Source organism: Burkholderia arboris, assembly GCF_902499125.1.
Lineage (GTDB): Bacteria > Pseudomonadota > Gammaproteobacteria > Burkholderiales > Burkholderiaceae > Burkholderia > Burkholderia arboris.
In genome coordinates, this window is the sequence record NZ_CABVPX010000001.1 from 216,567 (window position 1) to 239,583 (window position 23,017).

The window sequence follows — 23,017 nt, forward strand, 5'->3', positions numbered from 1 at the left end:
ATCATGAAAAAGAAATCCGCCACCGCGCGCATCGAACCGTACACCCACCCGGCCGCCGGCTGGGGCGCGCTGAAAGCCGTCACGATCAACCTGATCAAGGAAAAGGTCGCCGGCGGCAATTACCGTACGCTGCTGCGCCAGAACCAGCCGGACGGCTTCGACTGCCCGGGCTGCGCGTGGCCCGACCGCCAGCACGCGTCGACGTTCGAATTCTGCGAGAACGGCGTGAAGGCCGTGGCCGCCGAAGCGACGAGCAAGCGCGTGACACCCGACTTCTTCGCCGCGCATACGGTCACCGAGCTGCTCGAACAGTCGGACTTCGAACTCGAACAGCACGGCCGGCTCACCGACCCGATGGTGTACGACGCGCAGACCGACCGCTACGTGCCGATCGCGTGGGACGATGCGTTCGAGCTGATCGCGCGCCACCTGCGCGCGCTGCCCGACCCGAACCAGGCGGCGTTCTACACGTCCGGCCGCGCGAGCAACGAGGCGGCGTTCCTGTACCAGCTGCTGGTGCGGCTGTACGGCACGAACAACTTCCCCGACTGCTCGAACATGTGCCACGAAGCGACGAGCCGCGGGCTGCCGGCCTCGGTCGGCGTCGGCAAGGGCACCGTCACGCTCGACGATTTCGAACATGCGGACACGCTGCTGATCTTCGGCCAGAACCCCGCGACCAACCATCCGCGGATGATGGGCGAGCTGCGCGAATGCGCGAAGCGCGGCGCGACGATCGTGTCGATCAACCCGCTGAAGGAACGCGGCCTCGAACGCTTCGCCGATCCGCAAAGCCCCCTCGAGATGCTGACGATGTCGGGCACCAAGATCGCGTCGACGTTCATCCAGCCGACGATCGGCGGCGATTTCGCGCTGATCAAGGGGATGGCGAAGCGCGTGCTCGAACTCGACGACGCCGCGCGCGCCGCCGGTGCGCCGCGCGTGCTCGACACCGCGTTCATCGGCGAACACACCGCCGGTTTCGATGCATTCGCCGACGACCTGCGCGCCGAAAGCTGGTCCGCGCTGACGGCCGAAAGCGGCGTGCCGTACGAGCAGATCGACGCCCTCGCCCAGCTCTATGCGCGCAGCGAACGCGTGATCGCGACATGGGGCATGGGCATCACGCAGCACAAGCATTCGGTCGCGACCGTGCAGATGCTGACCAACCTGATGCTGATGCGCGGCAACATCGGCCGCCCCGGCGCCGGCCTGTGCCCGGTGCGCGGCCACTCGAACGTGCAGGGCAACCGCACGGTCGGCATCGAGGAAAAGCCGTCGCAGGCGTTCCTCGACCGGCTCGGCCACGTGTTCGGCTTCGAACCGCCGCGCCATCATGGCTACGACGTCGTCGAGACGATCGAAGGGATGCTCGAAGGCCACGTGAAGGTGCTGATCGGCCTCGGCGGCAACTTCGCGATGGCGACGCCCGACACGCCGCGCACGTGGGAAGGCATGCGCCGCTGCGACCTGTCGGTGCACATCACGACCAAGCTGAACCGCAGCCACCTGATCCACGGCCGCGACGCGCTGATCCTGCCGACGCTCGGCCGCACCGAGATCGACCTGCAGGACAACGTCGCGCAAGGCGTGACGGTCGAGGATTCGATGAGCATGGTCCACGTGTCGTACGGGATGAACAAGCCGGCGTCGCCGAACCTGATGTCGGAGCCCGCGATCGTCGCGCATATGGCCCATGCGCTGTTCGGCAGCGGCAAGATCGACTGGCTCGCCTACAAGGACGACTACGCGAAGATCCGCGACGCGATCGAAGCGACGCTCGACGGCTTCTACGACTACAACACGCGCATCGCACGGCCGGGCGGCTTCCACCTGCGCGTCGCGTCGCGCGACCGCGAATGGCTCACGCCGACCGGCAAGGCGAACTTCATCGCGCACGCAATGCCGACCGACACGCCGATCCAGCGCGCCCGCGCACTGCACGGCGAACGGCTGATGACGCTGATGACGACGCGTTCGCACGACCAGTACAACACGACCGTCTACGGGCTCGACGACCGCTATCGCGGCGTGTTCGGCCAGCGCCGCGTGGTGTTCGCCAACCGCGACGATCTCGCGATGCTCGGCCTGAAGGCCGGTGAATGGGTCGACATGGAGACCGTGTGGCACGACGGCATCGAGCGGCGCGCGGACGGCTTCCTGCTCGTCGAGTACGACATCCCGCGCGGCTGCATCGGCGCGTACTACCCGGAAACCAACCCGCTCGTGCCGCTCGACAGCGTCGGCGACGTGTGCAATACGCCGACGTCGAAGTCGGTGCCCGTGCTGCTGCATCGCGCGGCCGCGCCGGCGTCGATCGCCGCCTGACGGAGCACGACGATGATCGTTCGGCCGCGCGAGCACTGGCTGCGGATGCTGCTCGTCTGGAACGGCTCGGTGCTGCCGACCATCCTGCCGCAGCTCGTGCTGACGCTCGCGATCAGCCTCGTCGCGGTGTGGGGCGGCGGCCGCGTGCTCGGCGAGAAAGTGCCGCTGAACCCGACGCCGTTCACGCTGATCGGGCTCACGCTCGCGATCTTCGCGGGGTTTCGCAACAACGCGAGCTACGAACGCTACCGCGAGGGCCGGCAACTGTGGGGCGGCGTCCTGACCGCCACGCGCACGCTGGTGTCGCAGGCGCTCTGCTACGGCGCCGTCGATCGTGACGACGCATCGCGGCGCGCGTTCGTGCGCCAGGTCGTCGCGTTCGTCTATGCGCTCAAGCATCAACTGCGCGGCACCGATCCGGCCGCGGACCTGCGCGGGCTGCTCGACGATGCCGCCTATGCGCGCATCGCCGGCTCGCGGTTCCGCCCGGTCGTCATCGTGCATGCACTGCGCGAAGCGTTCGCCGCACGCGCCGATGCGGGCCGCCTCGCCGACACGCGCCTGTGGATGCTCGACGCGCGCCTCGACGATCTCGTGTCGATGGTGAGCGGCTGCGAGCGGATCGCGTCGACGCCGATCCCGTTTTCATACGATGTGCTGCTGCACCGGACCATCTATGCGTACTGCGTGCTGCTGCCGTTCGGCCTCGTCGACTCGATCGGCGCGGCGACGCCGTTCGTCACCGTGTTCGTCGCCTATACGCTGATCGCGCTCGACGCGATCGCCCATGCGATCGCCGAGCCGTTCGGCGACGGGCCGAACCATCTCGCACTCGATGCGATGACGCGCCAGATCGAGCGCACGCTGCTCGAACTGAACCGCGAGCCGCTGCCGGCCGAAGTGACGCCCGGCCGCGCGTACCGCCTCACCTGAGCCGCCGCCCCGCTCAGTCGCCGCGGCCGCGCAGGAAGCGGCCATGCTCGGCGGCGGCGTCCGCGATCCGCCGCAACAGCACGACGCCACGCAGCAACGCGGGCGCGGCATCGCCCTCGCGAACGGCCACGCGCCGTCGGAGCACACGCGCCGCCGCATCGCAAGTCCGGTCGAGCTGGGCGAATTCCGCCCGCGCGACGCGCCCGCGCACCACGGACACCGCACGGCGCGCGGCCGGCTCGCGCGATGCCAGTTCGGCAAGCGACAGCAGGCTGTCGCCGATTCCCCAGATCGCGAGCAGGTCGCGCATGTCGCGCTCGATCAGCGTCTGCGGCAGGCTGCCCGCGAAGCCGAGTTCACGCGCGAGACGGTCGGCCGTCCGGCTCAGCCACGCGCTCTCCGACCACGCACGCGGGTCGCGCGCGATGCCGGCCAGATCGCGGCGCACCGCGCGATGCAACCGCCGCCGGCTGGTGGCGGGATCGCCGGGAAACACCAGCGCGAAGATCAGCGCACCGAACGCGATGCCGAGCAGCGTGGCGAGCGCGCTGTTCAGGAACGCGGCGTCGCCGATGCGCGCGGTGTTGTCCGGCGACGTGAAATTCCAGAAGAAGATCGCGAATGCGCTGCCCATCGCGGCCGTGCGCGGATGACGCATCGCGATACCGGTGCCGATCAGGAACACGCCGAGGATATAGGCCAGCATCTCGAAGCCCGACACCGCCGGCAACAGGATGAAATTGCAGACCGCGCCCGCGACCGCCGCGCAGGCCGTGCCTTTCAGGAAGCCGACGGCCGCGCGCACCGAATTCGGCCGCGTCGAGAACAGCGCGCCGACCACGGCCGTGATCGCGACGAAACCGGCGCCCGACGGCCATGCGGTGACGATCCAGATCGCCGACGCGGCCAGCACCGCGATGAATGCGCGGATCCCGTTGTGCCATGCGAGCACCGGATCGTGGTGGAACGCATAGCGCACGCGCGCAGGCGGCGGCTCGGGCCGGTCGAGCAGCGCCTGGCTCGCGAACGCGCGCTCGAATCCGGCGAGCAGCGCCGCCAGCCGGTCGAGCGTCAGCAGGCGCGACGTATCCGGGCCGACCGGCGCGGCGGCCTCGGCGTGCAGCGCGTCGTCCACGCGTGCGCGCAGCGCCGCCATCCCGTGTCCCGCGTCGCCCGATGCGGCAATGCCGTCGAGCGCGCGCGCGACCTCGTCGACCAGCGGATCCGGCGCATCGCCGGCACGCGCCGCGTGCTCGCGGATCGCCTGCCCGGCGGCCTGCGCAGTCAACACGCCCAGCGCCGCTGCGCGCAGATGGCCGATCGCGTTGCGCACCGGTGGTGCGCCGGCCGCCGCATATTCGGCTGCCGTGTCGAGTTCGAGCGCGTCCACGAACAACCGGTGCACGGCCGCGCCGTTCGGCTCGCGGCGCAGCGCGCCCGCGCCGACCGCCACCGCGCGATCCAGATAGCGGGCGAGCCGCGTCCGGACGTCCTTCAGCGGTGCGCCCGGCGCAAACACCGTTTCGAACAGCGCGCCGCACAGGATGCCGACCACCACGTACAGGAACCGCGCGACCGCGATATCGAACGCATGCAGCGGCGCGGACACCGCGTCCATCGCGATGATCGCGGCCGTATAGCCGGCGAGCACCGCCGCATACGCGCGGAAATTCCGCTGGAACGTCGCCACGCCCGCACAGAGGCCGATCCACGCGGCGAGCGCCGGCAGGAACAGCTCGGGCGTCTGCGCGAACGCGCCGGTCAGCACGAGCGCGACGGCCGCGCCGATCGCGGTGCCGAGAATCCGGTACTGGCTCTTCGACAGCCCCATCCCGCGGCTGCCCTGCGCGACGATCCACACCGTCGACGCCGCCCATTTCGGATCGTCGAGATTCATCCGGAACGCGATATAGAGCGCGAGCAGCGACGCGGCCGTATTGCGCAGTGCGAATGCAAGCGCACCGGGCGGCAACGCCGGGCGCGCGTCGCGCAGCGCGGCCCGGACAGCCGCGAGCGGCGGCATGCTGGGAAAGGCGAATTTCATCCCGCGAGCATACGGTTGCACGCCGGCCGCCACTACGGGGCAGCGGCAGGATGCGTTATTGCACCGGGCAGGATAATCGGCGCGACCCGCAGCGATCCGGCGCGCGACGGTAAGATGCGCGCAGGCCGAACCCTGATACGCCCTGTATGGACCTCGAAAGCATCCGGATATTCTTGCGCGTGGTGGAACGCGGCAGCTTCACGGCCGCCGCCACGCAACTCGACATGCCGCTCAGCCGCGTGAGCCGCAAGGTCAGGCAGCTCGAGGACGATCTCGGTGTGCAGCTGCTCTACCGCACGACACGCCGCGTCTCCGTCACCGAAGCCGGCCGCGACTATTACGAGCGCTGCCTGCGTGCCGAGGAAATCCTGCTCGACGCCGACCGCCAGGCCCGTGCGCTGCGCACCGAGCCCGAAGGCACGTTGCGCGTGCTGGTGCCCTACGCGATCGGCCTGCTGGAACTGGAGCCGGCGCTGGCCGAGTTTCGCCGGCGCTATCCGCTGGTCCAGCTCGTGCTGATCTACGACAACAGCGCACTCGATCTCGTCGAACACGGCTTTGACGTCGCGCTGCGCACGGGCGTGCTGACCGATTCCGGCTATGTCGCGCGCTCGCTCGGCTGGTCGCACGCGAAGCTCGCGGCCAGCCCGCACTATCTCGACCGCACCGGCCGGCCGCGCACGCCGCAGGATCTCGCGGAGCACGACATCCTGTTCGTCGGCCGCGACACGCCCGGCCTGACGCTGCGGCTCACCAACGCAGCCGGCGACGTCGCAGAAGTACCGGTGCGGCCCGTGCTGATCTCGAACGAATCGGTCACGGTACTGCGCCAGGCCGCGAGCGGCGGCGGCATCGCGCTGATTTCGACGCACTTCACCACGCGGCGGCTCGAGAACAACGAACTCGAAATCGTGCTGCCCGACTGGCACCGTACCGACGACGTCGAGCTGCACGCGCTGTACCCGAAGCGCGCAACGCTCGACAGCAAGGTGCGCGCATTCGTCGAGTTCCTGACGGAAGTCTTCACCGCGTGGCGAGCTGCACCGTAACCGGCACCGTACGACCAGCCATCGATGCACGTCGACCGCATTATTGCGCCGCACGAAAGGAATTAATGACCGCGCGAGCGTTGATCGCCGCTCGCCGCGTCGTTAGCCTGTGCCCATGAAAAACCACCGCACACGCGACGGCAGCCACGTGCCCGCTGCCCGCCGGCGCGTCACGCGCGTCGCGCCTTCCTGACCGGCCTGCCCGCGCCCCGGAGCCCGTCACGGCTTCGCCGATCCGATTGAACGCCTGAACCGCACGCTGCGCGCGGACGGCCCCTGTTTGCCGGGCCGCCCGCGCGCGGTGCGTGTCCGTCCGCTGCGCGGCCCGCCCGCGCAGGCGTCGCACGCGTGTGCGCGCCCGCCAGTGCGCGCCGCCCGGCCCCCTTTCATCACGCAGGAACACCATGTCATCTCCGTCACCCCAGGCGCCGCTGTCGGGCGCCAAGCTCGCGATCGGCACGATCGCGGTCTCGCTCGCCATGTTCATGAACGTGCTCGACTCGTCGATCGCGAACGTCGCGATCCCGACGATCTCGGGCGACCTCGGCGTGTCGGTCGACGAAGGCACGTGGGTGATCACGATCTTCGCGGCCGCGAACGCGGTGTCGATTCCGCTGACGGGCTGGCTGACCCAGCGCTTCGGCCAGGTGCGCCTGTTCGTCACGTCGATCCTGCTGTTCGTGTTCGCGTCGTGGCTGTGCGGGATCGCGCCGAACCTGCCGACGCTGCTCGCCGCGCGGATCCTGCAGGGCGCAGTCGCGGGGCCGCTCGCGCCGCTGTCGCAGGCGCTGCTGCTCGGCGCGTGGCCGCGGCAGAAATCGTCGAGCGCGCTCGCGCTGTGGTCGATGACGGCGCTCGTCGGCCCGATCGCGGGGCCGTCGCTTGGCGGCTGGATCACCTACGACTACAACTGGTCGTGGATCTTCTACATCAACATCCCGGTCGGCTTCTTCGCGGCGGCCGTCACGTGGTTCGTGTTCCGCGACCGCGAATCGGCCACGCGCCGCCTGCCGATCGATACCGTCGGCCTGCTGCTGCTCGTGCTGTGGGTCGCGTCGCTGCAGATCATGCTCGACAAGGGCAAGGACCTCGACTGGTTCAACTCGCCCGTCGTCGTCGCGCTGGGCATCGTCGCGCTGATCGGCTTCGCGTTCTTCCTCGTGTGGGAGCTGCACGAGGCCAACCCGATCGTCGATTTGCGGCTCTTCACGCAGCGCAACTTCGCGGGCGGCACGATCGCGATCTCGGTCGCGTACGGGATGTTCTTCGGCACGCTCGTGCTGCTGCCGCAATGGATGCAGGGCTACCTCGGCTACCGGGCGGTCGATTCGGGGCTCGCCACCGCGCCGCTCGGGCTGTTCGCGGTCCTGCTCACCCCGGTGATGGGGCGCCTGCTGCCGCGCACCGATCCGCGCTACATCGCGACGCTCGCGTTCGTCGGCTTCGCGGTCGTATTCATGATGCGCACGACCTTCTACACCGACGTGTCGCGCTGGGATCTCGTGCTGCCGACGCTGCTGCAGGGCATTCCGATGGCGATGTTCTTCGTGCCGCTGACGTCGATCATCCTGTCCGGGCTGCCGCCCGAAAAGATCCCGGCCGCGGCCGGCCTGTCGAATTTCGGCCGCACGTTCTGCGGCGCGGTAGGCACGTCGCTGATCAGCAATGCGTGGAACGACCGCACGATCCTGCATCACGTGCGGCTCACCGAACAGGCGAGCGTCACCAACCCGGTTTTCACGCAGCAGGTCGACGCGACGCGCTCGCTGCTGCACATCGGCCCCGATTCGGCGCTCGCGTTCTTCAACGCTTCGGTCGATTCGCAGGCGGCCGTGATGGGATTGAACGACATCTTCTTCGTGTCGGCGATCATCTTCATCGCGATCATCCCGCTCATCTGGATCACGAAACCGTCGCGCTCGGGCGGCGGCGATGCCGATGCGGCGGCGGCCGGCGCGCATTGATCCGTACCCGCTTCGGCCGGGCCCGGTGTCCTGCACGCCCGGGCCCGCGCCGCCCCCCCGCCGACGTAATAAAGACTTGCAATCGATACAGGCGGAAACGTCAACAGCCGGTGCCCGCCCCGCGTTTTTTCCTCATGCGCCCACGATCCGGACGCGCAACAACAGGAGAAAACACCATGCGAGCCCTTACCCGCCAAATCGCGATTGCCGCCACCCTGATGTCGGTGCTGACCGGCACCGCGTTCGCCGACACGCCGTGGCAACAGGCGCATCCGCGCCGCGAAGAGGTCAACCAGCGCCTCGCGAACCAGAATCGCCGCATCCATCACGAAGTGAAGGAAGGCGAGATGTCGCACGCCCAGGCAGCACGCCTGCATCGTGACGACCGCAAGATCCGCCAGGAAGAGCGGGACATGGCTGCGCAGGATCGCAGCCACATCACGAAGAGCGAAAAGCACGTGCTGAACCAGCAGGAAAATGCGGTCAGCAACAAGATCGGCCAATAACAGCGACAACACCGGCAAGCGCCCATTCGCCATCACCTGAAACGCCCGCTGCCGCGATGCGGTAGCGGGTGCTTGTGCTTGTTGTGTATCGAATCGTTTCAACGCGCCAACGGCTTCAAATGCTGCGGGTATACTCCGTCGTCAGCCGCCTGTCGCATCGTCGTCCGTCAAAAAATGGCCCGATTCCGGGCGGTTTCGTCGCGAAGCTTCGCGTTTCGCCTACCCCGCGCCCCAGCCTCGATACGAGACACACGACGACCGACCATGAAACGATTCCTGCTGCTCCTTCCCGCCGCCCTGCTCGCCGCCTGCGGTTCCGCGCCCTCGTCCGATTCGGCTTCCTCGGGTGCCGCGCCGATGATCTACGTGTCGTCGCAACGTCCGGCCTACGCGATCGCGAACTGCCTCGACAGCCGCCTGTCGGGCACCGAACAATCGCAGCACAACGGCGTGACCGACATCTCCGTCGGCTCGAATTCGTACTTCGTCACGCTGACGCCGTCGGGCAACGGCTCGGTCATCAAGGTCGTCCGCGGCTCGGGTAGCGAGCCGGCCGAGGAAGCGATGCGCTTCGCGATCGCACGCTGCGCGATCTGACGCCCGCCGGTGCCGGGCGCCCGCCCGGCCCGCCGCTGCGCGCCAGCCGGCGCGTACGCCGAATATTTTCATCCGGGCGTCCGTCGATGAGAGAATCGCACCACGATTCCTTTTCGATGGAGCCCGCATGAAGCACCTGCTGTCCCGGTTGTTCGTCAGCGCCGCGCTCGTCGCGCTTGTTCCGGCGCTGCCGGCGCAGGCTGCCACGCCGCCCGGCATCTTCGTCGTCGCCACGCAGCTCGGCGAATTCACGACCCTCGACCCGAGCGGGATCTACGAGCTGGTGCCGTCCGAATATGTCGCGAACACCTACGAACGCCTGGTGCGCGTCGACCTGAAGGACCCGACACGCTTCGACGGACAGATCGCGCAATCGTGGACCGTCGGCGCCGACGGCACGACCTACACGTTCAAGCTCCGCCCCGGCCTCACGTTCCATTCCGGCAACCCGGTGACCGCCGACGACGTCGCATGGTCGCTGCAGCGCACCATCCTGCTCGACAAGGGGCCGGCCGGCGTGCTCGCCGATCTCGGCCTCACGAAGGCGAACGTGATGCAGAAGGTGCGCGTGGTCGATCCGCAGACCGTCGTGCTCGAAACCGACCGCAAGTACGCGCCGAGCTTCGTGCTCAACGTGCTGAGCGCGTGCCCGGCCTCGGTGTTCGACAAGAAGCTCCTGCTGTCGCACCAGCAGGGCAACGATTTCGGCAGCGGCTGGCTGCGGACCAACGATGCGGGCTCGGGCCCGTACCAGCTCGTCAAGTGGACGCCGAACGAGACCATCGTGCTGCAGCGTTTCGAGAAGTACCGCACGCCGTACCCGATGAAGCGGGTCGTGCTGCGCCACGTGCCCGAAGCGTCCGCGCAACGGCTGCTGCTGGAGAACGGCGACGCCGACGCCGCGCGCAACCTGAGCCCCGACAGCCTCGCCGCGCTGACGAAGGCCGGCAAGATCAAGGTCGCGTCGTGGCCGGTATCCGCGCTGCTGTACCTGAGCCTGAACACGAAGAACCCGAACCTCGCGAAACCGGAGGTGCAGCAGGCGATGAAATGGCTGGTCGACTACGACGGCATCCAGCGCAACATCGTCAGCACGACCTACAAGGTGCACCAGACCTTCCTGCCCGAAGGCTTCCTCGGCGCGTCGAACGCGCGGCCGTACAAGCAGGACGTCGCGAAGGCGAAGGCGCTGCTCGCGAAGGCCGGCTTGCCGAACGGCTTCGACGTGACGATGGACATGCCGAACGACTATCCGTACCTCGAGATCGCGCAGGCGCTGCAGGCGAACTTCGCGCAGGGCGGCATCCGCGTGAAGCTGATCCCCGGCGATGCGAAGCAGGCGATCGGCAAGTACCGCGCGCGCCAGCACGACATCTTCATCGGCGAATGGTCGCCCGATTACATGGACCCGAACAGTAACGCGCGCGGCTTCGCGTGGAATCCGGACAACTCGGATCAGTCGCCGACGAAGATGCTCGCGTGGCGCAACAGCTGGGACATTCCGCAACTGACGAAGGACACCGAGGCCGCGCTCGTCGAGCCGTCGCCCGCGAAGCGCGCGCAGCGTTACGAGGCACTGCAGAAGGCCGTGCTCGCGAACTCGCCGTTCATCATCATGTTCGAGAAGGTCGTGCAGGTTGCGACGCGCCCCGGCGCGACCGGGCCGGAGATCGGGCCGATCAACGACCTCGTGTCGTACCGGACGCTCGCGAAGTAATCGCGGCGGCCCGCGCACCCGGCCCTGCCGGAGCACGGGTCATCGCCGCCGGCCGCCACGCCGGCGCTGCGCCGTGCGGCGGCCGCGATCTACAATGGCCGGCGCCGCGCCGATGCCGCGCCGGGCACACGTAACGGGGAAACAACATGCATTCGAGCGAGCACGCAGTCTGCGTCGCGATCAACGACAACAACCGCGCGTGGTATGAAATGCTCGTGCCGTTCCTGCTGTCGCTGCGACAGACCGGCTACGACGGGCGGATCGCCGTGATCGGCTACGGGCTGTCCGAACGCAAGCGGCAGATCCTCGCCAGTCAGTCGGTCGACGTGATCGACGCGTCGGACGCGTATGCGCTGCCGGTCGGCCGCTTCATCGAGGCCGCCGAATATTGCGCGCGCCATCCGCAGATCCGCAAGCTCGCGCTGTACGACGCCGATATCTGGTTCTGCGCGCCACAATTCGACCTGTTCTCGCAGATCGGCGATGACCGGATCCATGTGTGCCCCGACCCGCTGTTCTGCACGTTCGTCGTCACGCCGCTGATCGGCGAGCGGCGCGACCATCACTGGCGTCTCGTCGTCGATGAAGTCAACGCACGCCACGGCGGCGCGCTGCAGGCCGGGCTCGTGGCCGGAACGGCCGATGCCTGGGCGCGTTATGCCGATCACCTGCGCGACTGCATGGCCCGCATCGGTACCGATTTCCAGGAATGCTTCGGCATCGATACGACCTTCCTGCATCTGTGGAGCGCGCAAGGCGAAACGACGCTGCTCGACCCGGTCCAGAACTTCGTCAGCAAGTACGGCATTCACGAATCGTTCGATGCGGGCAGCGGCAAGACGACGCTCCGGTATCAGGGCGAACCGATCCGCGCACTGCACATGACCGGCGATATCCGCTTCCTCGACCGGTGGCGCTACTACACGAACCACATCGACGCCGCGCTGCGCGACGGCACGCCGTTCGCGCTGTCGGACGGCACACCGGCACCGTCCGACGCCGTCGCCGCACGCATCGCCGCGGCGGACTACGTGCAATCGGCCGGGCTGGCCGTGTCGTCCGCAGCGATCGAGGCCAGCGCGGGCGCGTATCTGCAGGCGATCGACGAACCGGGCGGCACGATGCTCGTCGGCAGCGGAAACCACGAAGCGGTATTCACCGCGACCCGCGACATCGCGCGGCTGAACGTCTACGTCACGCACCCGTCCGGCTCGCCGTCACCGCTGCAGTGCGAAGTGCGGGTCGACGGGCAGGCCCAGCGCAAGGGCACCGAACTGATGGCGCATTTCTCGTATCAGGTAGCGGCCGGCGCCGTCATCACGCTGCGCTCGACGAGCCTCGGCGGCCAGCAGTGCAACGCGATCTGGCGGCTGCGCGAAGCGCCGGACATGCAGCAGTAGGCACCGGGCCGCTGCCGGTCAACCGAATGCCGCCCACACCAGGTAGGCATTCAACCCGACGATCACGACCGTCGCCGCGCCGGCGACGATCCGCAGCGGCATCCGCATCGCGTAAGCGCCCATCACGTCCGCGCGCGCCGACAGCATCAGCAACGCGATCATCGGCATCGGCAGCACGAAGCTCAGCACGACCTGGCTCGCGACCATCGCACGGGTGACGTCGCAGCCGAGCGCGACCACCGCGAATGCGGGCGCGATCGTCACCGCGCGCCGCACCCAGACCGACATGCGGCGGTGGATGAAGCCCTGCATCACGACCTGCCCGGCCATCGTGCCGACCACCGAACTCGATACGCCCGACGTCAGCAGCGCGACGAGAAACAGCGCGCCGGCCGCCGGACCGAGCACCGGGATCAGCGTGTGATACGCATCGCCGATATCGGTCATGCCCGGCGCACTCAGATGGAACGCCGACGACGCCATCATCACCATCGCGAGATTCACGAATCCGGCCAACCCGAGCGCCACGACGACCTCGCGGTTCGAGAATCGCACGAGCCGCCGCCGCTCCGCGTCGTCGCGCGGCGCGGTGCGATCCTGCGTGAGCCCCGAATGCAGGTACAGCGTGTGCGGCATGATCGTCGCGCCGATGATCCCGACCGCGATCGTCAGCGCCGCGTGATCCGGAATCTGCGGGACGACCAGATGGAACGCGGCCGCGTGCCAGTCCTGCGGCGCGATCAACAGTTCGCCGAGATAGCACGCGCCGATCACGCCGACCAGCGCCGCGATCGCGGCCTCCAGCGGCCGGAAGCCGCGCTTTTCGAGCGCGAGGATCGCGCAGGTCGCCAGCGCCGTCGCGATCATCCCCGCGAACAGCGACAGGTGGCACAACAGCCCGAACGCGAGCGCGCCGCCGAGGAATTCGGCAAGATCGGTCGCCATCGCGGCGATCTCGGACGCGATCCACATGCTCCACACGACGGGCGCGGGGAAACGGTCGCGGCACAGCTCGGCCAGATTGCGGCCGGTCACGATGCCGAGCTTCGCGGACATCGCCTGGAACAGCATCGCGATCGTGTTCGCGGCCAGCACGACCCACAGCAGCCGGTAGCCGTACGCGGCGCCGGCCTGGATGTTGGTCGCGAAGTTGCCGGGATCCATATAGCCGATCGACGCGATCACGGCCGGGCCGACGAACGGCAGCAGCGCGGCGACGCCGGTGCGGCGCCCTTCCAGCGCGGCACGCGTCGCGCCGTCGATACGCTCGGGAGACGGGCCCGGCAGCACGAGGCCGCCGGCAGGTTTGCTCGGGACGGGAAGCATGGTGGAGTTTCCGTTCGAATGAGGAAGACCGATTCGGGAGCGGGCGCCGCGGCCGGCATGCCGCCTGCCGGCCGCGGCGCTGCACTGCGCATACCGCGTTACAGCGGCACGACGTCGGGACGATTGCGCGGAAACTGCGCGATCACGTCGGGCGCGACGTTCAGATGCGCTTCGACGAGCTTCGGCGGCGTATGCGCGAGCCAGTCGGACAGCGACACCTCCGCGTAGCGGTCGGTCTTGAAGATCTCGAGGAACACGAGATCGGTCTGGCCGGTGTTCTGCACGTAGTGCCCGAGACTCTTCTTCACGTAGCCGACGTCGCCCGCGCGGAAGTCGGCCGTCTGCGCCTTCGGCCCCGTGTCGAACACGGTCATCCGCGCTTCGCCCTGCAGGTAGTACTGCCATTCGTCCGCGTTCGGGTGCCAGTGCAGCTCCCTCATGCCGCCCGGGTGCACGGTGACGAGCGCCGCCGCGACGGTCGTCGACACGTTGAAGTTGGTGCTGTCCGCGATCCGCACTTCGCCGCCGCGCGTCTTCCTGACGGGCTTCATGTCGCCGAGCGAGAAGATGAACGGATGCGGCGGCGCCCCGGCCGACGCAGCCGACGCGCGCTGCGCTTCCGCGAGCGGGCCCGGTTCGTCGCCCTGGAAGATCCACAGGTTGTCGAGCGGAACGTTCCTGAACGCATCGGCCGGCACGCCGAAGTTGAGTGCGAGCACGTCGGGCGGCGTATGCGCGATCCAGTCGGTCAACAGCAGCGTGTTGAATTCCGATGCGCGGCCGTTATCGAACGCGAGCAGGAATTCGGCGCCGTCGGTGCCGAGGCCCTGCAGCGAATGCGGCAGGCCGGGCGGGAAATACCAGAGATCGCCGGTCTTGACGTCCTGCACCGACGGCCGCCCCAACTCGTCGAGCACCGTGATCCGGCAGCGGCCGTCGAGCATGATCGCCCACTCGGCCTGCTGGTGCCAGTGCATCTCGCGAATGCCGCCGCGCGTCAGGCGCATGTTGACACCGGAGATGGTTTCGGAAATCGCAAAATCGTCCTGCGTGACTTCGCGCGCCCAGCCGCCATTCTGGATGCGTTTATGCGCATTATTGAACGACGCCCAGAATAACGGCATCCCGTTGATATCGGTGGCCGGCGGATTTTGAAAGGACGGAAATTGATTGGCGATGGCCGGATTTTTAGGACCCGGGTCGGTCACGCTCTGGCGATTGAGTGCATTCACCGCACCTTCCGGCGGGCGGTCCGGATTACCGAACGAGGCGGCCTTGGCCGACACCGCGATGCCTGCCGCAGCAATGGCGCCGGCCGTACCTGCCAGCATTTTGCGTCGAGAAAGATTCGTCATGGTTTCCTCTTCATTCCTGCAACCTTGAACACTTCCATTACGGAATACCTGCCGTTTTTCGATTATCGAAAATCAAGGATCCCGTGACTCAAGTTAAATCCAAATCATCACATAAATTAAATGAATTATTAATCTGAATTAATGATTTAATCTGATTTACTTTAATTTTGTAATTATTGCGTTGCAGCGGGAGGATGAGCGATAGCGACGGAAGATCGAAACATGCGCGCCGATGCAACGCCATTGATTCGCATGACTGATCAAATCGGCGCGCCATGCTCGCCGGAACACAAAAGTCGCCGTTCACCACCGGCCCGGCGGCCACCCGCCCCTATCACCTATCCTCACACCATAGTTTTTATCCGCTGGCGCGAATGATTTTGGTTTTGTTAGATGGATGACATTCGCTCATTCGACGACAACGATCTAACAGCCGATGACCTGCGCGTTCGCCCATACCGTCGAATCCCGCTATGCCGAGCTGACGCCGACCGCCAAGCGCATCGCGAGCTACATGCTCGCGAACCTCGACCGGCTCGGGCTCGAGACGGCCGACCAGATCGCGCAGCAGGCCGGCACCAGCGGCATCTCGGTCGGGCGCTTCCTGCGCAGCGTCGGCTATCGCAATCTCGACGACCTGAAACGCGAACTGCGCGGCGGCGGCGACCGTCCGTGGATGATCACCGACCGGCTCGACGAGTACCGCCGCGTCGCCGGCACGCCGCCGGCCGAACGCAACGGCAAAGGCGACGGCAACGACGGCACGCTCGCATCGTCGCTCGAGCGTGAACTCGACGCGATCCGCCACGTGTACCGGCTCGCCGAAGGCCCGGTGTTCGCGCAGGTCGCCGACCGGATCGCGCAGGCCGACGCGGTATTCATCCTCGGCATCCAGTCGACGCGCGGCATCAGCAACGCATTCAGCAGCTACCTCGAATACCTGCGCCCGCGCGTGTTCTATTCCGACGGCCAGTCGGGCTCGTACGTCGATTCGCTGAACTCCGAATTCGAACGGCCGTACTGCATCGTCACCGATACGCGCGCATATTCGCGCAGCGCGCGCCGCTATTGCCAGGCGGCCGCCGAGCGCGGGCAGCCGTACGCGCTGGTCACCGACCTGTCGTGCCCGTGGGCGCGCGACTGGCCGGCCGACCTGCTGCAGGTAAAGACCGACGTCGGCCAGTTCTGGGATTCGCTCGCGCCGCTCACCTGCCTGTTCAACCTGCTGATCACAGCCGTGGTCGACCGCCTCGGCCCCGCGATCGACCGGCGTGTCGCGCGTAACCGCGAACTGCAGCACACGTTCGACCAATTCGAATCCTGAGCGAGCCCGACCGAACCCGAACCACCGATGAACGACCACCACCTCGTCGAAATCACGCCCGCCACTCATCACGTCGACATCGATCTCGTCTACGCGACCGATCGCAACCTGACTGGCAAGCAGATCTATCGTCGCGCGCACTGCCTGCTGCTGGCGCCGGCCGAAGCTGCACTGCGCCGCGCGGTGAGCGTCGCCGCGCAAGCCGGCTTCACGCTGTGCATCTACGACGCGTACCGGCCGCCGCAGGCGCAGCTGGTGCTGTGGGATTTCCTGCCCGACCCGAACTTCATCGCCGATCCCGGCGGCGGCTCGAATCACAGCCGCGGCACCGCGCTCGACCTGACGCTCGTCGGTGCGAATGGCGAACCGCTCGACATGGGCACCGGCTTCGACGAGATGGTCGCCGCATCCGGCCACTTCCACGCGGGGCTGCCCGAAGCCGTGCAGCGCAACCGCCTGCTGCTGCTCGGCGTGATGCACGCGGCCGGCTTCGCGCACGTCGACGACGAGTGGTGGCACTACGAACTGCCCGGCTCACACGCGTTGCCGCAGATCGACAACGCGGCGAGCGGCCCGTGGCGCCTGATGTGATGGCCATACGCATTCCCCTCACCGTTCACGTTCGACGACTTCAACGACACATGGAGCGCAGATGAAACCCCTGACATCCCGGCTCGTCGCGGCGCTGGCCGCCGCATCCGTTCTCGCCGCCGTCCCGCTTTCCGCCGCGCGCGCGGAAACGCCGAAGGACCTGTTCGTGATGGCCACGCTGCTCGACGAATTCACGACGCTCGACCCGGGCGAGATCTACGAACTGGTGCCGGAGGAATACGTCGCGAATACCTACGACCGGCTCGTGCGCGTCGACCTGCGCGATCCGTCGAAATTCAACGGCGATGTCGCGCAGTCGTGGACGGTGAGCCCCGACGGCCTGACCTATACGTTCAAGCTGCGCCCCGGCCTCAAGTTCCACTCGGGCAACCCGCTGACGGCCGACGACGTCGCCTGGTCGATCCAGCGCGCGGTGCTGCTCGACAAGGGGCCGGCCGCCGTGCTGACCGGCATCGGCCTCACGAAGGCCAACGTCGCGGCGAGCGTGAAGAAGCTCGACGACCAGACGGTGTCGGTCACGACCGACCGCAAGTACGCGCCGACCTTCGTGCTGAACGTGCTCGGCTCGTGGCCCGCGTCGGTGCTGGACAGGAAGCTGCTGCTGTCGCATCAGCAAGGCACCGACTTCGGCAATGCGTGGCTGAAGACCAACGAAGCCGGTTCCGGCGCGTACAAGCTGGTCAAGTGGACGGCCGGCGACAGCATCGTGCTGCAGCGCTTCGACGGCTACCGGCTGCCGCTCGCGATGAAGCGCATCGTGCTGCGCCACGTGCCCGAAGCCGCGAGCCAGCGCCTGCTGCTGGAAAACGGCGACGTCGACGCGGCGCGCGACCTGAGCCCCGACGATCTGGCGTCGGTCGTGAAATCCGGCAAGGCGAAGGTGTCGGCCTCGCCGCAGGCCACGCTGCTGTATCTCGGCCTGAACACGAAGAACCCGACGCTCGCGAAACCCGACGTGCAGGACGCGCTGAAATGGCTCGTCGACTATGCGGGCATCCAGGGCAACGTCGTGAAGACGACCTACAAGGTGCACCAGACCTTCCTGCCCGAAGGCTTCCTCGGCACGCTGAACGCGAACCCGTACAAGCTCGACGTCGCGAAGGCGAAGGCGCTGCTCGCGAAAGCCGGCGTGCCGAACGGCTTTTCGGTGACGATGGACGTGCGCAACGACTATCCGTACACGGAAATCGCGCAGGCCGTGCAGGCGAACTTCGCGCAGGCCGGCATCAAGGTGCAATTGATCCCCGGCGACAACAAGCAGACGCTCGCGAAGTACCGCGCGCGCCAGCACGACATCTACATCGGCGAATGGTCGGCCGACTACATCGATCCGCACAGCAACGCGCAGGGTTTCGCATGGAATCCGGACAACGCCGACAAGTCGAGCTATAAAATGCTGGCCTGGCGCAACAGCTGGGACATCCCGCAACTGACGAAGGAAACCGACACCGCGCTCGCCGAACCGACCGCCGCGAAACGCGCGCAGCTGTATCAGACGATGCAGAAGGAAGTGCTCGCGCGCTCGCCGTTCGTGATCATGTTCGAGAAAGTCGCGCAGGTCGCGACGCGGCCCGGCGTGAGCGGGCTCGAAGTCGGGCCGATCAACGATCTCGTGTCGTACCGCAACCTGAAGAAGCAATAAGATTCGCCGCATGTCGACTCCCGCCTCCTCCCTCGAAGCACTGCGCACGCTGCCCGCGCGGCGCCCGGCCGTGCGCTGGGCACTGCGCGGGCTGCGCTGGGCGCTCACGCTCGCCGTCACGTTCGCGGGGCTGCTCGCGCTGACGTTCGTGATCGGCCGCAAGGTGCCGATCGATCCCGTGCTCGCGATCCTCGGCGATCGCGCGTCGGCCGAGGCGTACGCGGCCGAACGCATCGCGCTCGGGCTCGACAAGCCGCTCGTCACGCAATTCCTGATCTACGTGCGCGACGTGCTGCACGGCAATCTCGGCGTGTCGCTGCTGACCGCGAACCCGGTGCTCGACGACATCAAGCGCGTGTTTCCGGCCACGCTCGAACTCGCGACGATCGCCACCCTGATCGGCATCGCGATCGGCGTGCCGCTCGGCGTCGCGGCCGCCGTGAAGCACAACCGGCCGATCGATCACATCGCGCGCTTCGTCGGGCTGATCGGCAATTCGGTGCCGGTGTTCTGGCTCGGGCTGATGGGCCTGCTGCTGTTCTACGCGCGGTTGCACTGGGTCGGCGGGCCGGGCCGGCTCGACCCCGTGTACGACGGGATGGTCGACCCGCGCACCGGCAGCCTGCTGATCGACTCGGCGCTCGCGGGCGAGTGGGACGTGTTCCGCAACGCGGTATCGCACATCGCGCTGCCGGCCGCGATCCTCGGCTACTACTCGGTCGCGTACCTGAGCCGGATGACGCGCTCGTTCATGCTCGACCAGTTGAGCCAGGAATACATCGTCACCGCGCGCGCGAAGGGCTTGTCCGAGCGGCGCGTGATCTGGCGGCATGCGTTCGGCAACATCATGGTGCCGCTGCTCACCGTGATCGCGCTCACGTACAGCAACCTGCTCGAAGGCTCGGTGCTGACCGAGATCGTGTTCGCGTGGCCGGGGCTCGGCTCGTACCTCACGGGCGCGCTGCTGAACGCCGACATGAGCGCGGTGCTCGGCGCGACGCTCGTGATCGGCGCGATGTTCATCACCGTCAACCTGCTGACCGACGCGCTGTACCGCGTGTTCGATCCGCGTGCGCGCTGAGGGCCGCCCCGACATGACCGCTTCCACCCCGCTTCTTTCATCGCCGATGCCGAAGGTCGTCCAATCATGAACGCCGAGCGCCTCACACTGCGCGCGTGGCTGCTGTCCGATGCGCCCGCGTCGCGCCCGCAGGCCGCACTCGGCCTTGCCTACCGACGCTGGCGCCGGCTCGCCACGAATCCGCTCAACCTGTTCGGGCTCGCGATCCTCGTCGCGCTGATCGCCGTTGCGATCGTCGGCCCGCTGATCATGCCGCACGACCCGCTGCGCCAGGTCCTGTCCGACCGGCTGCTGCCGCCCGGCTCGCCGTCGCACTGGTTCGGCACCGACCAGCTCGGCCGCGACATCCTCTCGCGGCTGATCGCCGGTTCGCGCCTGACGCTCGGCATCGCGCTGCTCGTCGTCGTGATCGTGGTGCCGATCGGCCTCTTGATCGGCACCACGGCCGGCTATTGCGGCGGCTTCGTCGACAGCGTGCTGATGCGCATCACCGACATCGCGCTCGCGTTCCCGAAGATCGTGCTCGCGCTCGCATTCGCGGCCGCGCTCGGGCCGGGCGTCATCAACGCGGTCGTCGCGATCTCGATCACCGCGTGGCCCGCGTATGCGCGGCTCGCACGCGCGGAGACGATCCGCATCGCCCAGGCCGATTACATCCACGCCGCGCGGCTGCAGGGTGCGTCGGGCCCGCGCATCCTGCTGCGCTACATCATGCCGCTGTGCATGTCGTCGGTGATCGTGCGCGCGACGCTCGACATGGCCGGCATCATCCTGACCGTCGCGGGCCTCGGCTTTCTCGGCCTCGGCGCGCAGCCGCCGAGCCCCGAGTGGGGCTTCATGGTCGCGTCGGGCCGCAACGTGCTGCTCGACGCATGGTGGGTCGCGACGCTGCCCGGCATCGCGATCCTGCTCGTGAGCCTCGCGTTCAACCTGCTCGGCGACGGGTTGCGCGACGTCTTCGATCCCCGTCATGGAGCGTGACATGCCGATGCATTCCACCACCGCGCCCACGCCGCTCTGCGAGATCGACGGGCTGAAGATCGGCTTTCGCGGCCATGACGGCGTCGTCACCGACGCCGTGCGCGACCTGTCGCTGACGCTCGCGCCGGGCGAGCGGCTCGGCATCGTCGGCGAATCGGGCTCCGGCAAATCGCTGACGGGCCGTGCGCTGCTCGGCCTGCTGCCTGACGCCGCGCGCTGGTCGGCGCGCACGATGCGCTTCGCGGGCCACGACCTGCTCGCGATGTCGCCGCGCGACCGCCGGCGGCTGTGCGGCAGCCAGATGGGCATGATCCTGCAGGACCCGAAATATTCGCTGAACCCGGTGATGACGGTCGCGAAGCAGATGGGCGAGGCGTTCCGGCTGCACGAGCCCGGGCTGCGCGGCCGCGCGCTGCGCGAACGGATCGTCGATGCGCTGTCGGCCGTGCAGATCCGCGACCCGGCGCGCGTCGCAGACGCGTATCCGCACGAGCTGTCGGGCGGCATGGGCCAGCGCGTGATGATCGCGATGATGGTGTCGACCGGCCCGCGCCTGCTGATCGCCGACGAGCCGACGTCCGCGCTCGACGTCGCGGTGTCGATGCAGGTGCTCGCGGTGCTCGACGCGATGATCGCGCGGCACAACACCGGCCTGATGTTCATCAGCCACGACCTGCCGCTCGTGATGTCGTTCTGCGACCGCGTCGCGGTGATGTATGCGGGCCGTGTGGTCGAAACCTGCGCCGCGCGCGACCTGCGCGACGCGTCGCATCCTTATACGCGCGGGCTGCTCGCGGCGAACCCGCCGCTCGCGAACCCGCCGGACGAACTGCCGGTGCTGCGGCGCGACCCTGCGTGGCTCGAGCCCCTGCAGCCTGCCGTCACGCCCGCCGACCGACAGGAGGCCGCACGATGATCGACGTCGATCACGCATCGATCCGTTTCCCGACCCGCACGGGTCACGTCGACGCCGTGCGCGACGCGAGCTTTGCCGTGCGCGACGGCGAAGTGTTCGGGCTCGTCGGCGAATCGGGCTCCGGCAAGTCGACGCTGCTGCGCGCGCTGACGGGCCTCGTGCCGCTCGCATCCGGCAGCCTGTCGATCGATGGAAGGCCGGTCGGCGGCACGCCCGATCGCGCGTTCCGCCGCCACGTGCAGATGGTGTTCCAGGATCCGTACGCGTCGCTGCATCCGCGCTTCACGGTCGACCAGACGCTGCGCGAGCCGCTGTCGATCCATGCGATCGGCGACGCCGATGCACGCATCGCCCGCGCGCTGGCCGAGGTCGGCCTCGGGCCCGCGTTCCGCTTCCGCTATCCGCACCAGCTGTCGGGCGGCCAGCGGCAGCGCGTCGCGATCGCCCGCGCACTGATCGTCGAACCGCGGGTGCTGCTGCTCGACGAGCCGACGTCCGCGCTCGACGTGTCGGTGCAGGCCGAGATCCTGAACCTGCTGCGCCGCCTGCATCGCGAACGCAGCCTGACGATGATCCTCGTCAGCCACAACCTCGCGGTGATCGGTTTCCTGTGCCAGCGCATCGCGGTGATGCAGCACGGCGAGATCGTCGAGCAGCTCCGGATCGAGGACGTGCGCGCGGGGCAAGTCGCACGCGACTACACGCGCACGCTGCTGAATGCGACCGAAGGCTACCGCCGCCTCGACCCGGTGGCCGGCGCGCCGGTGGCGTGACATCTGCGCGACGCGCCGGCGTGCGATACTCGGCACGCCACGCGCCGGCTTGCCGCCGCATGGAACCCTTGTGCGCCGCACGGGTCAACTTCCTTTCGTCAACAGCACAGCAATAGGGAGGCGTTCATGCTGCAATTCATCGAAACCCTGGTCGTCGGGCTCATCGTCGGCCTCCTCGCCCGCGCGCTCAAGCCCGGCGACGACAAGATGGGCATCCTGATGACCACCGTGCTCGGCATCGTCGGCTCGCTGGTCGCCGGCTACGTCGGCCGGGCCGCCGGCTGGTATGCGCCGGGCCAGGGCGCAGGCTGGATCGCATCGATCATCGGTGCGATCGTGCTGCTCGTTGTCGTTGGTGCGATTCGCAAGCGCGCGGGCTGAACACCGCACGCATCGTTCCAATGCAAAACGGCCGCTCGTCACGAGCGGCCGTTTTGCTTTCCGGGCGGCGCCAGAGCCGTTGCCTGCG

General features: G+C 67.9%; 19 protein-coding genes. 16 read left to right on the forward strand and 3 right to left on the reverse strand.

The window, feature by feature from the left end; translation table 11 throughout:
• The first annotated feature begins 3 nt into the window (after positions 1-3).
• Entirely contained in the window at positions 4-2,328 is a 2,325-nt protein-coding gene (locus BLA15945_RS00940) for an FdhF/YdeP family oxidoreductase (protein WP_174991239.1), read from the forward strand.
• Between the two features lie 12 nt (positions 2,329-2,340).
• A complete protein-coding gene (locus tag BLA15945_RS00945; protein WP_174991240.1) occupies positions 2,341-3,261 on the forward strand; it encodes a bestrophin family protein in 921 nt (306 codons plus the stop codon).
• Between the two features lie 13 nt (positions 3,262-3,274).
• Here the strand turns inward: BLA15945_RS00945 and BLA15945_RS00950 are convergent, their stop codons facing one another.
• On the reverse strand, positions 3,275-5,305 hold the full coding sequence (locus BLA15945_RS00950) for an FUSC family protein (RefSeq protein ID WP_174991241.1): 2,031 nt from the start codon (positions 5,303-5,305) through the stop codon (positions 3,275-3,277).
• A 146-nt stretch (positions 5,306-5,451) separates the two neighbouring features.
• On the opposite strand from BLA15945_RS00950, the gene BLA15945_RS00955 reads away from it, so the two are divergent.
• The 6 genes from BLA15945_RS00955 to BLA15945_RS00980 all read left to right on the forward strand — a co-directional run bounded on the left by BLA15945_RS00955 (position 5,452) and on the right by BLA15945_RS00980 (position 12,538).
• Complete coding sequence (locus tag BLA15945_RS00955; protein WP_059240266.1) at positions 5,452-6,354, forward strand: LysR family transcriptional regulator; 903 nt, start codon at positions 5,452-5,454, stop codon at positions 6,352-6,354.
• A gap of 404 nt (positions 6,355-6,758) precedes the next feature.
• Positions 6,759-8,318, forward strand: a complete 1,560-nt coding sequence (locus BLA15945_RS00960) for a DHA2 family efflux MFS transporter permease subunit (RefSeq protein ID WP_059240263.1) — start codon at positions 6,759-6,761, stop codon at positions 8,316-8,318.
• A gap of 176 nt (positions 8,319-8,494) precedes the next feature.
• Entirely contained in the window at positions 8,495-8,824 is a 330-nt protein-coding gene (locus tag BLA15945_RS00965; RefSeq protein ID WP_059240262.1) for a hypothetical protein, read from the forward strand.
• Positions 8,825-9,088: 264 nt separating this feature from the next.
• Positions 9,089-9,421 carry a hypothetical protein gene (locus BLA15945_RS00970; RefSeq protein WP_059240260.1) on the forward strand — a complete coding sequence of 111 codons (333 nt, stop codon included), beginning with the start codon at positions 9,089-9,091 and terminating at the stop codon, positions 9,419-9,421.
• 127 nt (positions 9,422-9,548) lie between these two features.
• Entirely contained in the window at positions 9,549-11,138 is a 1,590-nt protein-coding gene (locus BLA15945_RS00975; RefSeq protein ID WP_174991242.1) for an ABC transporter substrate-binding protein, read from the forward strand.
• A gap of 146 nt (positions 11,139-11,284) precedes the next feature.
• On the forward strand, positions 11,285-12,538 hold the full coding sequence (locus BLA15945_RS00980; RefSeq protein ID WP_059240256.1) for a hypothetical protein: 1,254 nt from the start codon (positions 11,285-11,287) through the stop codon (positions 12,536-12,538).
• Positions 12,539-12,556: 18 nt separating this feature from the next.
• Here BLA15945_RS00980 and BLA15945_RS00985 read toward each other — a convergent pair whose 3' ends face one another.
• Both BLA15945_RS00985 and BLA15945_RS00990 read right to left on the reverse strand, forming a co-directional pair.
• Positions 12,557-13,864, reverse strand: coding sequence for an Nramp family divalent metal transporter (locus tag BLA15945_RS00985; RefSeq protein WP_059240254.1), 1,308 nt, complete (start codon positions 13,862-13,864; stop codon positions 12,557-12,559).
• Positions 13,865-13,962: 98 nt separating this feature from the next.
• Positions 13,963-15,219: an oxalate decarboxylase family bicupin gene (locus BLA15945_RS00990; RefSeq protein ID WP_174991243.1), complete on the reverse strand. Its 1,257-nt coding sequence runs from the start codon at positions 15,217-15,219 to the stop codon at positions 13,963-13,965.
• A 436-nt stretch (positions 15,220-15,655) separates the two neighbouring features.
• On the opposite strand from BLA15945_RS00990, the gene sapR reads away from it, so the two are divergent.
• The 8 genes from sapR to BLA15945_RS01030 all read left to right on the forward strand — a co-directional run bounded on the left by sapR (position 15,656) and on the right by BLA15945_RS01030 (position 22,929).
• The gene (sapR, locus tag BLA15945_RS00995) at positions 15,656-16,543 is read left to right on the forward strand and encodes a sap1 transcriptional regulator SapR (RefSeq protein ID WP_174991244.1); all 888 of its coding nucleotides are present in this window, start codon (positions 15,656-15,658) and stop codon (positions 16,541-16,543) included.
• A gap of 27 nt (positions 16,544-16,570) precedes the next feature.
• Positions 16,571-17,134 (forward strand): D-alanyl-D-alanine dipeptidase, encoded by a 564-nt coding sequence (gene ddpX / locus BLA15945_RS01000; RefSeq protein WP_059240249.1) that lies wholly within the window; start codon positions 16,571-16,573, stop codon positions 17,132-17,134.
• Positions 17,135-17,195: 61 nt separating this feature from the next.
• Entirely contained in the window at positions 17,196-18,797 is a 1,602-nt protein-coding gene (locus tag BLA15945_RS01005) for an ABC transporter substrate-binding protein (RefSeq protein WP_059240247.1), read from the forward strand.
• 10 nt (positions 18,798-18,807) lie between these two features.
• Entirely contained in the window at positions 18,808-19,878 is a 1,071-nt protein-coding gene (locus BLA15945_RS01010; protein WP_174991245.1) for an ABC transporter permease, read from the forward strand.
• 66 nt (positions 19,879-19,944) lie between these two features.
• Entirely contained in the window at positions 19,945-20,859 is a 915-nt protein-coding gene (nikC, locus tag BLA15945_RS01015) for a nickel transporter permease (RefSeq protein ID WP_174991246.1), read from the forward strand.
• Between the two features lies 1 nt (position 20,860).
• Positions 20,861-21,775 carry an ABC transporter ATP-binding protein gene (locus BLA15945_RS01020; RefSeq protein ID WP_059240241.1) on the forward strand — a complete coding sequence of 305 codons (915 nt, stop codon included), beginning with the start codon at positions 20,861-20,863 and terminating at the stop codon, positions 21,773-21,775.
• Positions 21,772-22,548 carry an ABC transporter ATP-binding protein gene (locus BLA15945_RS01025; RefSeq protein ID WP_174991247.1) on the forward strand — a complete coding sequence of 259 codons (777 nt, stop codon included), beginning with the start codon at positions 21,772-21,774 and terminating at the stop codon, positions 22,546-22,548. The genes BLA15945_RS01020 and BLA15945_RS01025 overlap by 4 nt, the downstream gene beginning before the upstream one ends.
• 126 nt (positions 22,549-22,674) lie before the next feature.
• The gene (locus BLA15945_RS01030; RefSeq protein ID WP_059240237.1) at positions 22,675-22,929 is read left to right on the forward strand and encodes a GlsB/YeaQ/YmgE family stress response membrane protein; all 255 of its coding nucleotides are present in this window, start codon (positions 22,675-22,677) and stop codon (positions 22,927-22,929) included.
• Positions 22,930-23,017 lie beyond the last annotated feature (88 nt).

What these genes read in the sequence shown, in the direction of transcription:
- nikC (WP_174991246.1), top strand. Translation starts at nt 19,945, where the DNA reads ATGAACGCCGAGCGCCTCACACTGCGCGCGTGGCTGCTGTCCGATGCG.
- BLA15945_RS00990 (WP_174991243.1), bottom strand. Translation starts at nt 15,219, where the DNA reads ATGACGAATCTTTCTCGACGCAAAATGCTGGCAGGTACGGCCGGCGCC.
- BLA15945_RS00955 (WP_059240266.1), top strand. Translation starts at nt 5,452, where the DNA reads ATGGACCTCGAAAGCATCCGGATATTCTTGCGCGTGGTGGAACGCGGC.
- BLA15945_RS01005 (WP_059240247.1), top strand. Translation starts at nt 17,196, where the DNA reads ATGAAACCCCTGACATCCCGGCTCGTCGCGGCGCTGGCCGCCGCATCC.
- BLA15945_RS00985 (WP_059240254.1), bottom strand. Translation starts at nt 13,864, where the DNA reads ATGCTTCCCGTCCCGAGCAAACCTGCCGGCGGCCTCGTGCTGCCGGGC.
- ddpX (WP_059240249.1), top strand. Translation starts at nt 16,571, where the DNA reads ATGAACGACCACCACCTCGTCGAAATCACGCCCGCCACTCATCACGTC.
- BLA15945_RS01030 (WP_059240237.1), top strand. Translation starts at nt 22,675, where the DNA reads ATGCTGCAATTCATCGAAACCCTGGTCGTCGGGCTCATCGTCGGCCTC.
- BLA15945_RS00940 (WP_174991239.1), top strand. Translation starts at nt 4, where the DNA reads ATGAAAAAGAAATCCGCCACCGCGCGCATCGAACCGTACACCCACCCG.
- BLA15945_RS00970 (WP_059240260.1), top strand. Translation starts at nt 9,089, where the DNA reads ATGAAACGATTCCTGCTGCTCCTTCCCGCCGCCCTGCTCGCCGCCTGC.
- BLA15945_RS00945 (WP_174991240.1), top strand. Translation starts at nt 2,341, where the DNA reads ATGATCGTTCGGCCGCGCGAGCACTGGCTGCGGATGCTGCTCGTCTGG.
- BLA15945_RS00965 (WP_059240262.1), top strand. Translation starts at nt 8,495, where the DNA reads ATGCGAGCCCTTACCCGCCAAATCGCGATTGCCGCCACCCTGATGTCG.
- BLA15945_RS01010 (WP_174991245.1), top strand. Translation starts at nt 18,808, where the DNA reads ATGTCGACTCCCGCCTCCTCCCTCGAAGCACTGCGCACGCTGCCCGCG.
- sapR (WP_174991244.1), top strand. Translation starts at nt 15,656, where the DNA reads ATGACCTGCGCGTTCGCCCATACCGTCGAATCCCGCTATGCCGAGCTG.
- BLA15945_RS00950 (WP_174991241.1), bottom strand. Translation starts at nt 5,305, where the DNA reads ATGAAATTCGCCTTTCCCAGCATGCCGCCGCTCGCGGCTGTCCGGGCC.
- BLA15945_RS00975 (WP_174991242.1), top strand. Translation starts at nt 9,549, where the DNA reads ATGAAGCACCTGCTGTCCCGGTTGTTCGTCAGCGCCGCGCTCGTCGCG.
- BLA15945_RS01020 (WP_059240241.1), top strand. Translation starts at nt 20,861, where the DNA reads ATGCCGATGCATTCCACCACCGCGCCCACGCCGCTCTGCGAGATCGAC.
- BLA15945_RS00960 (WP_059240263.1), top strand. Translation starts at nt 6,759, where the DNA reads ATGTCATCTCCGTCACCCCAGGCGCCGCTGTCGGGCGCCAAGCTCGCG.
- BLA15945_RS01025 (WP_174991247.1), top strand. Translation starts at nt 21,772, where the DNA reads ATGATCGACGTCGATCACGCATCGATCCGTTTCCCGACCCGCACGGGT.
- BLA15945_RS00980 (WP_059240256.1), top strand. Translation starts at nt 11,285, where the DNA reads ATGCATTCGAGCGAGCACGCAGTCTGCGTCGCGATCAACGACAACAAC.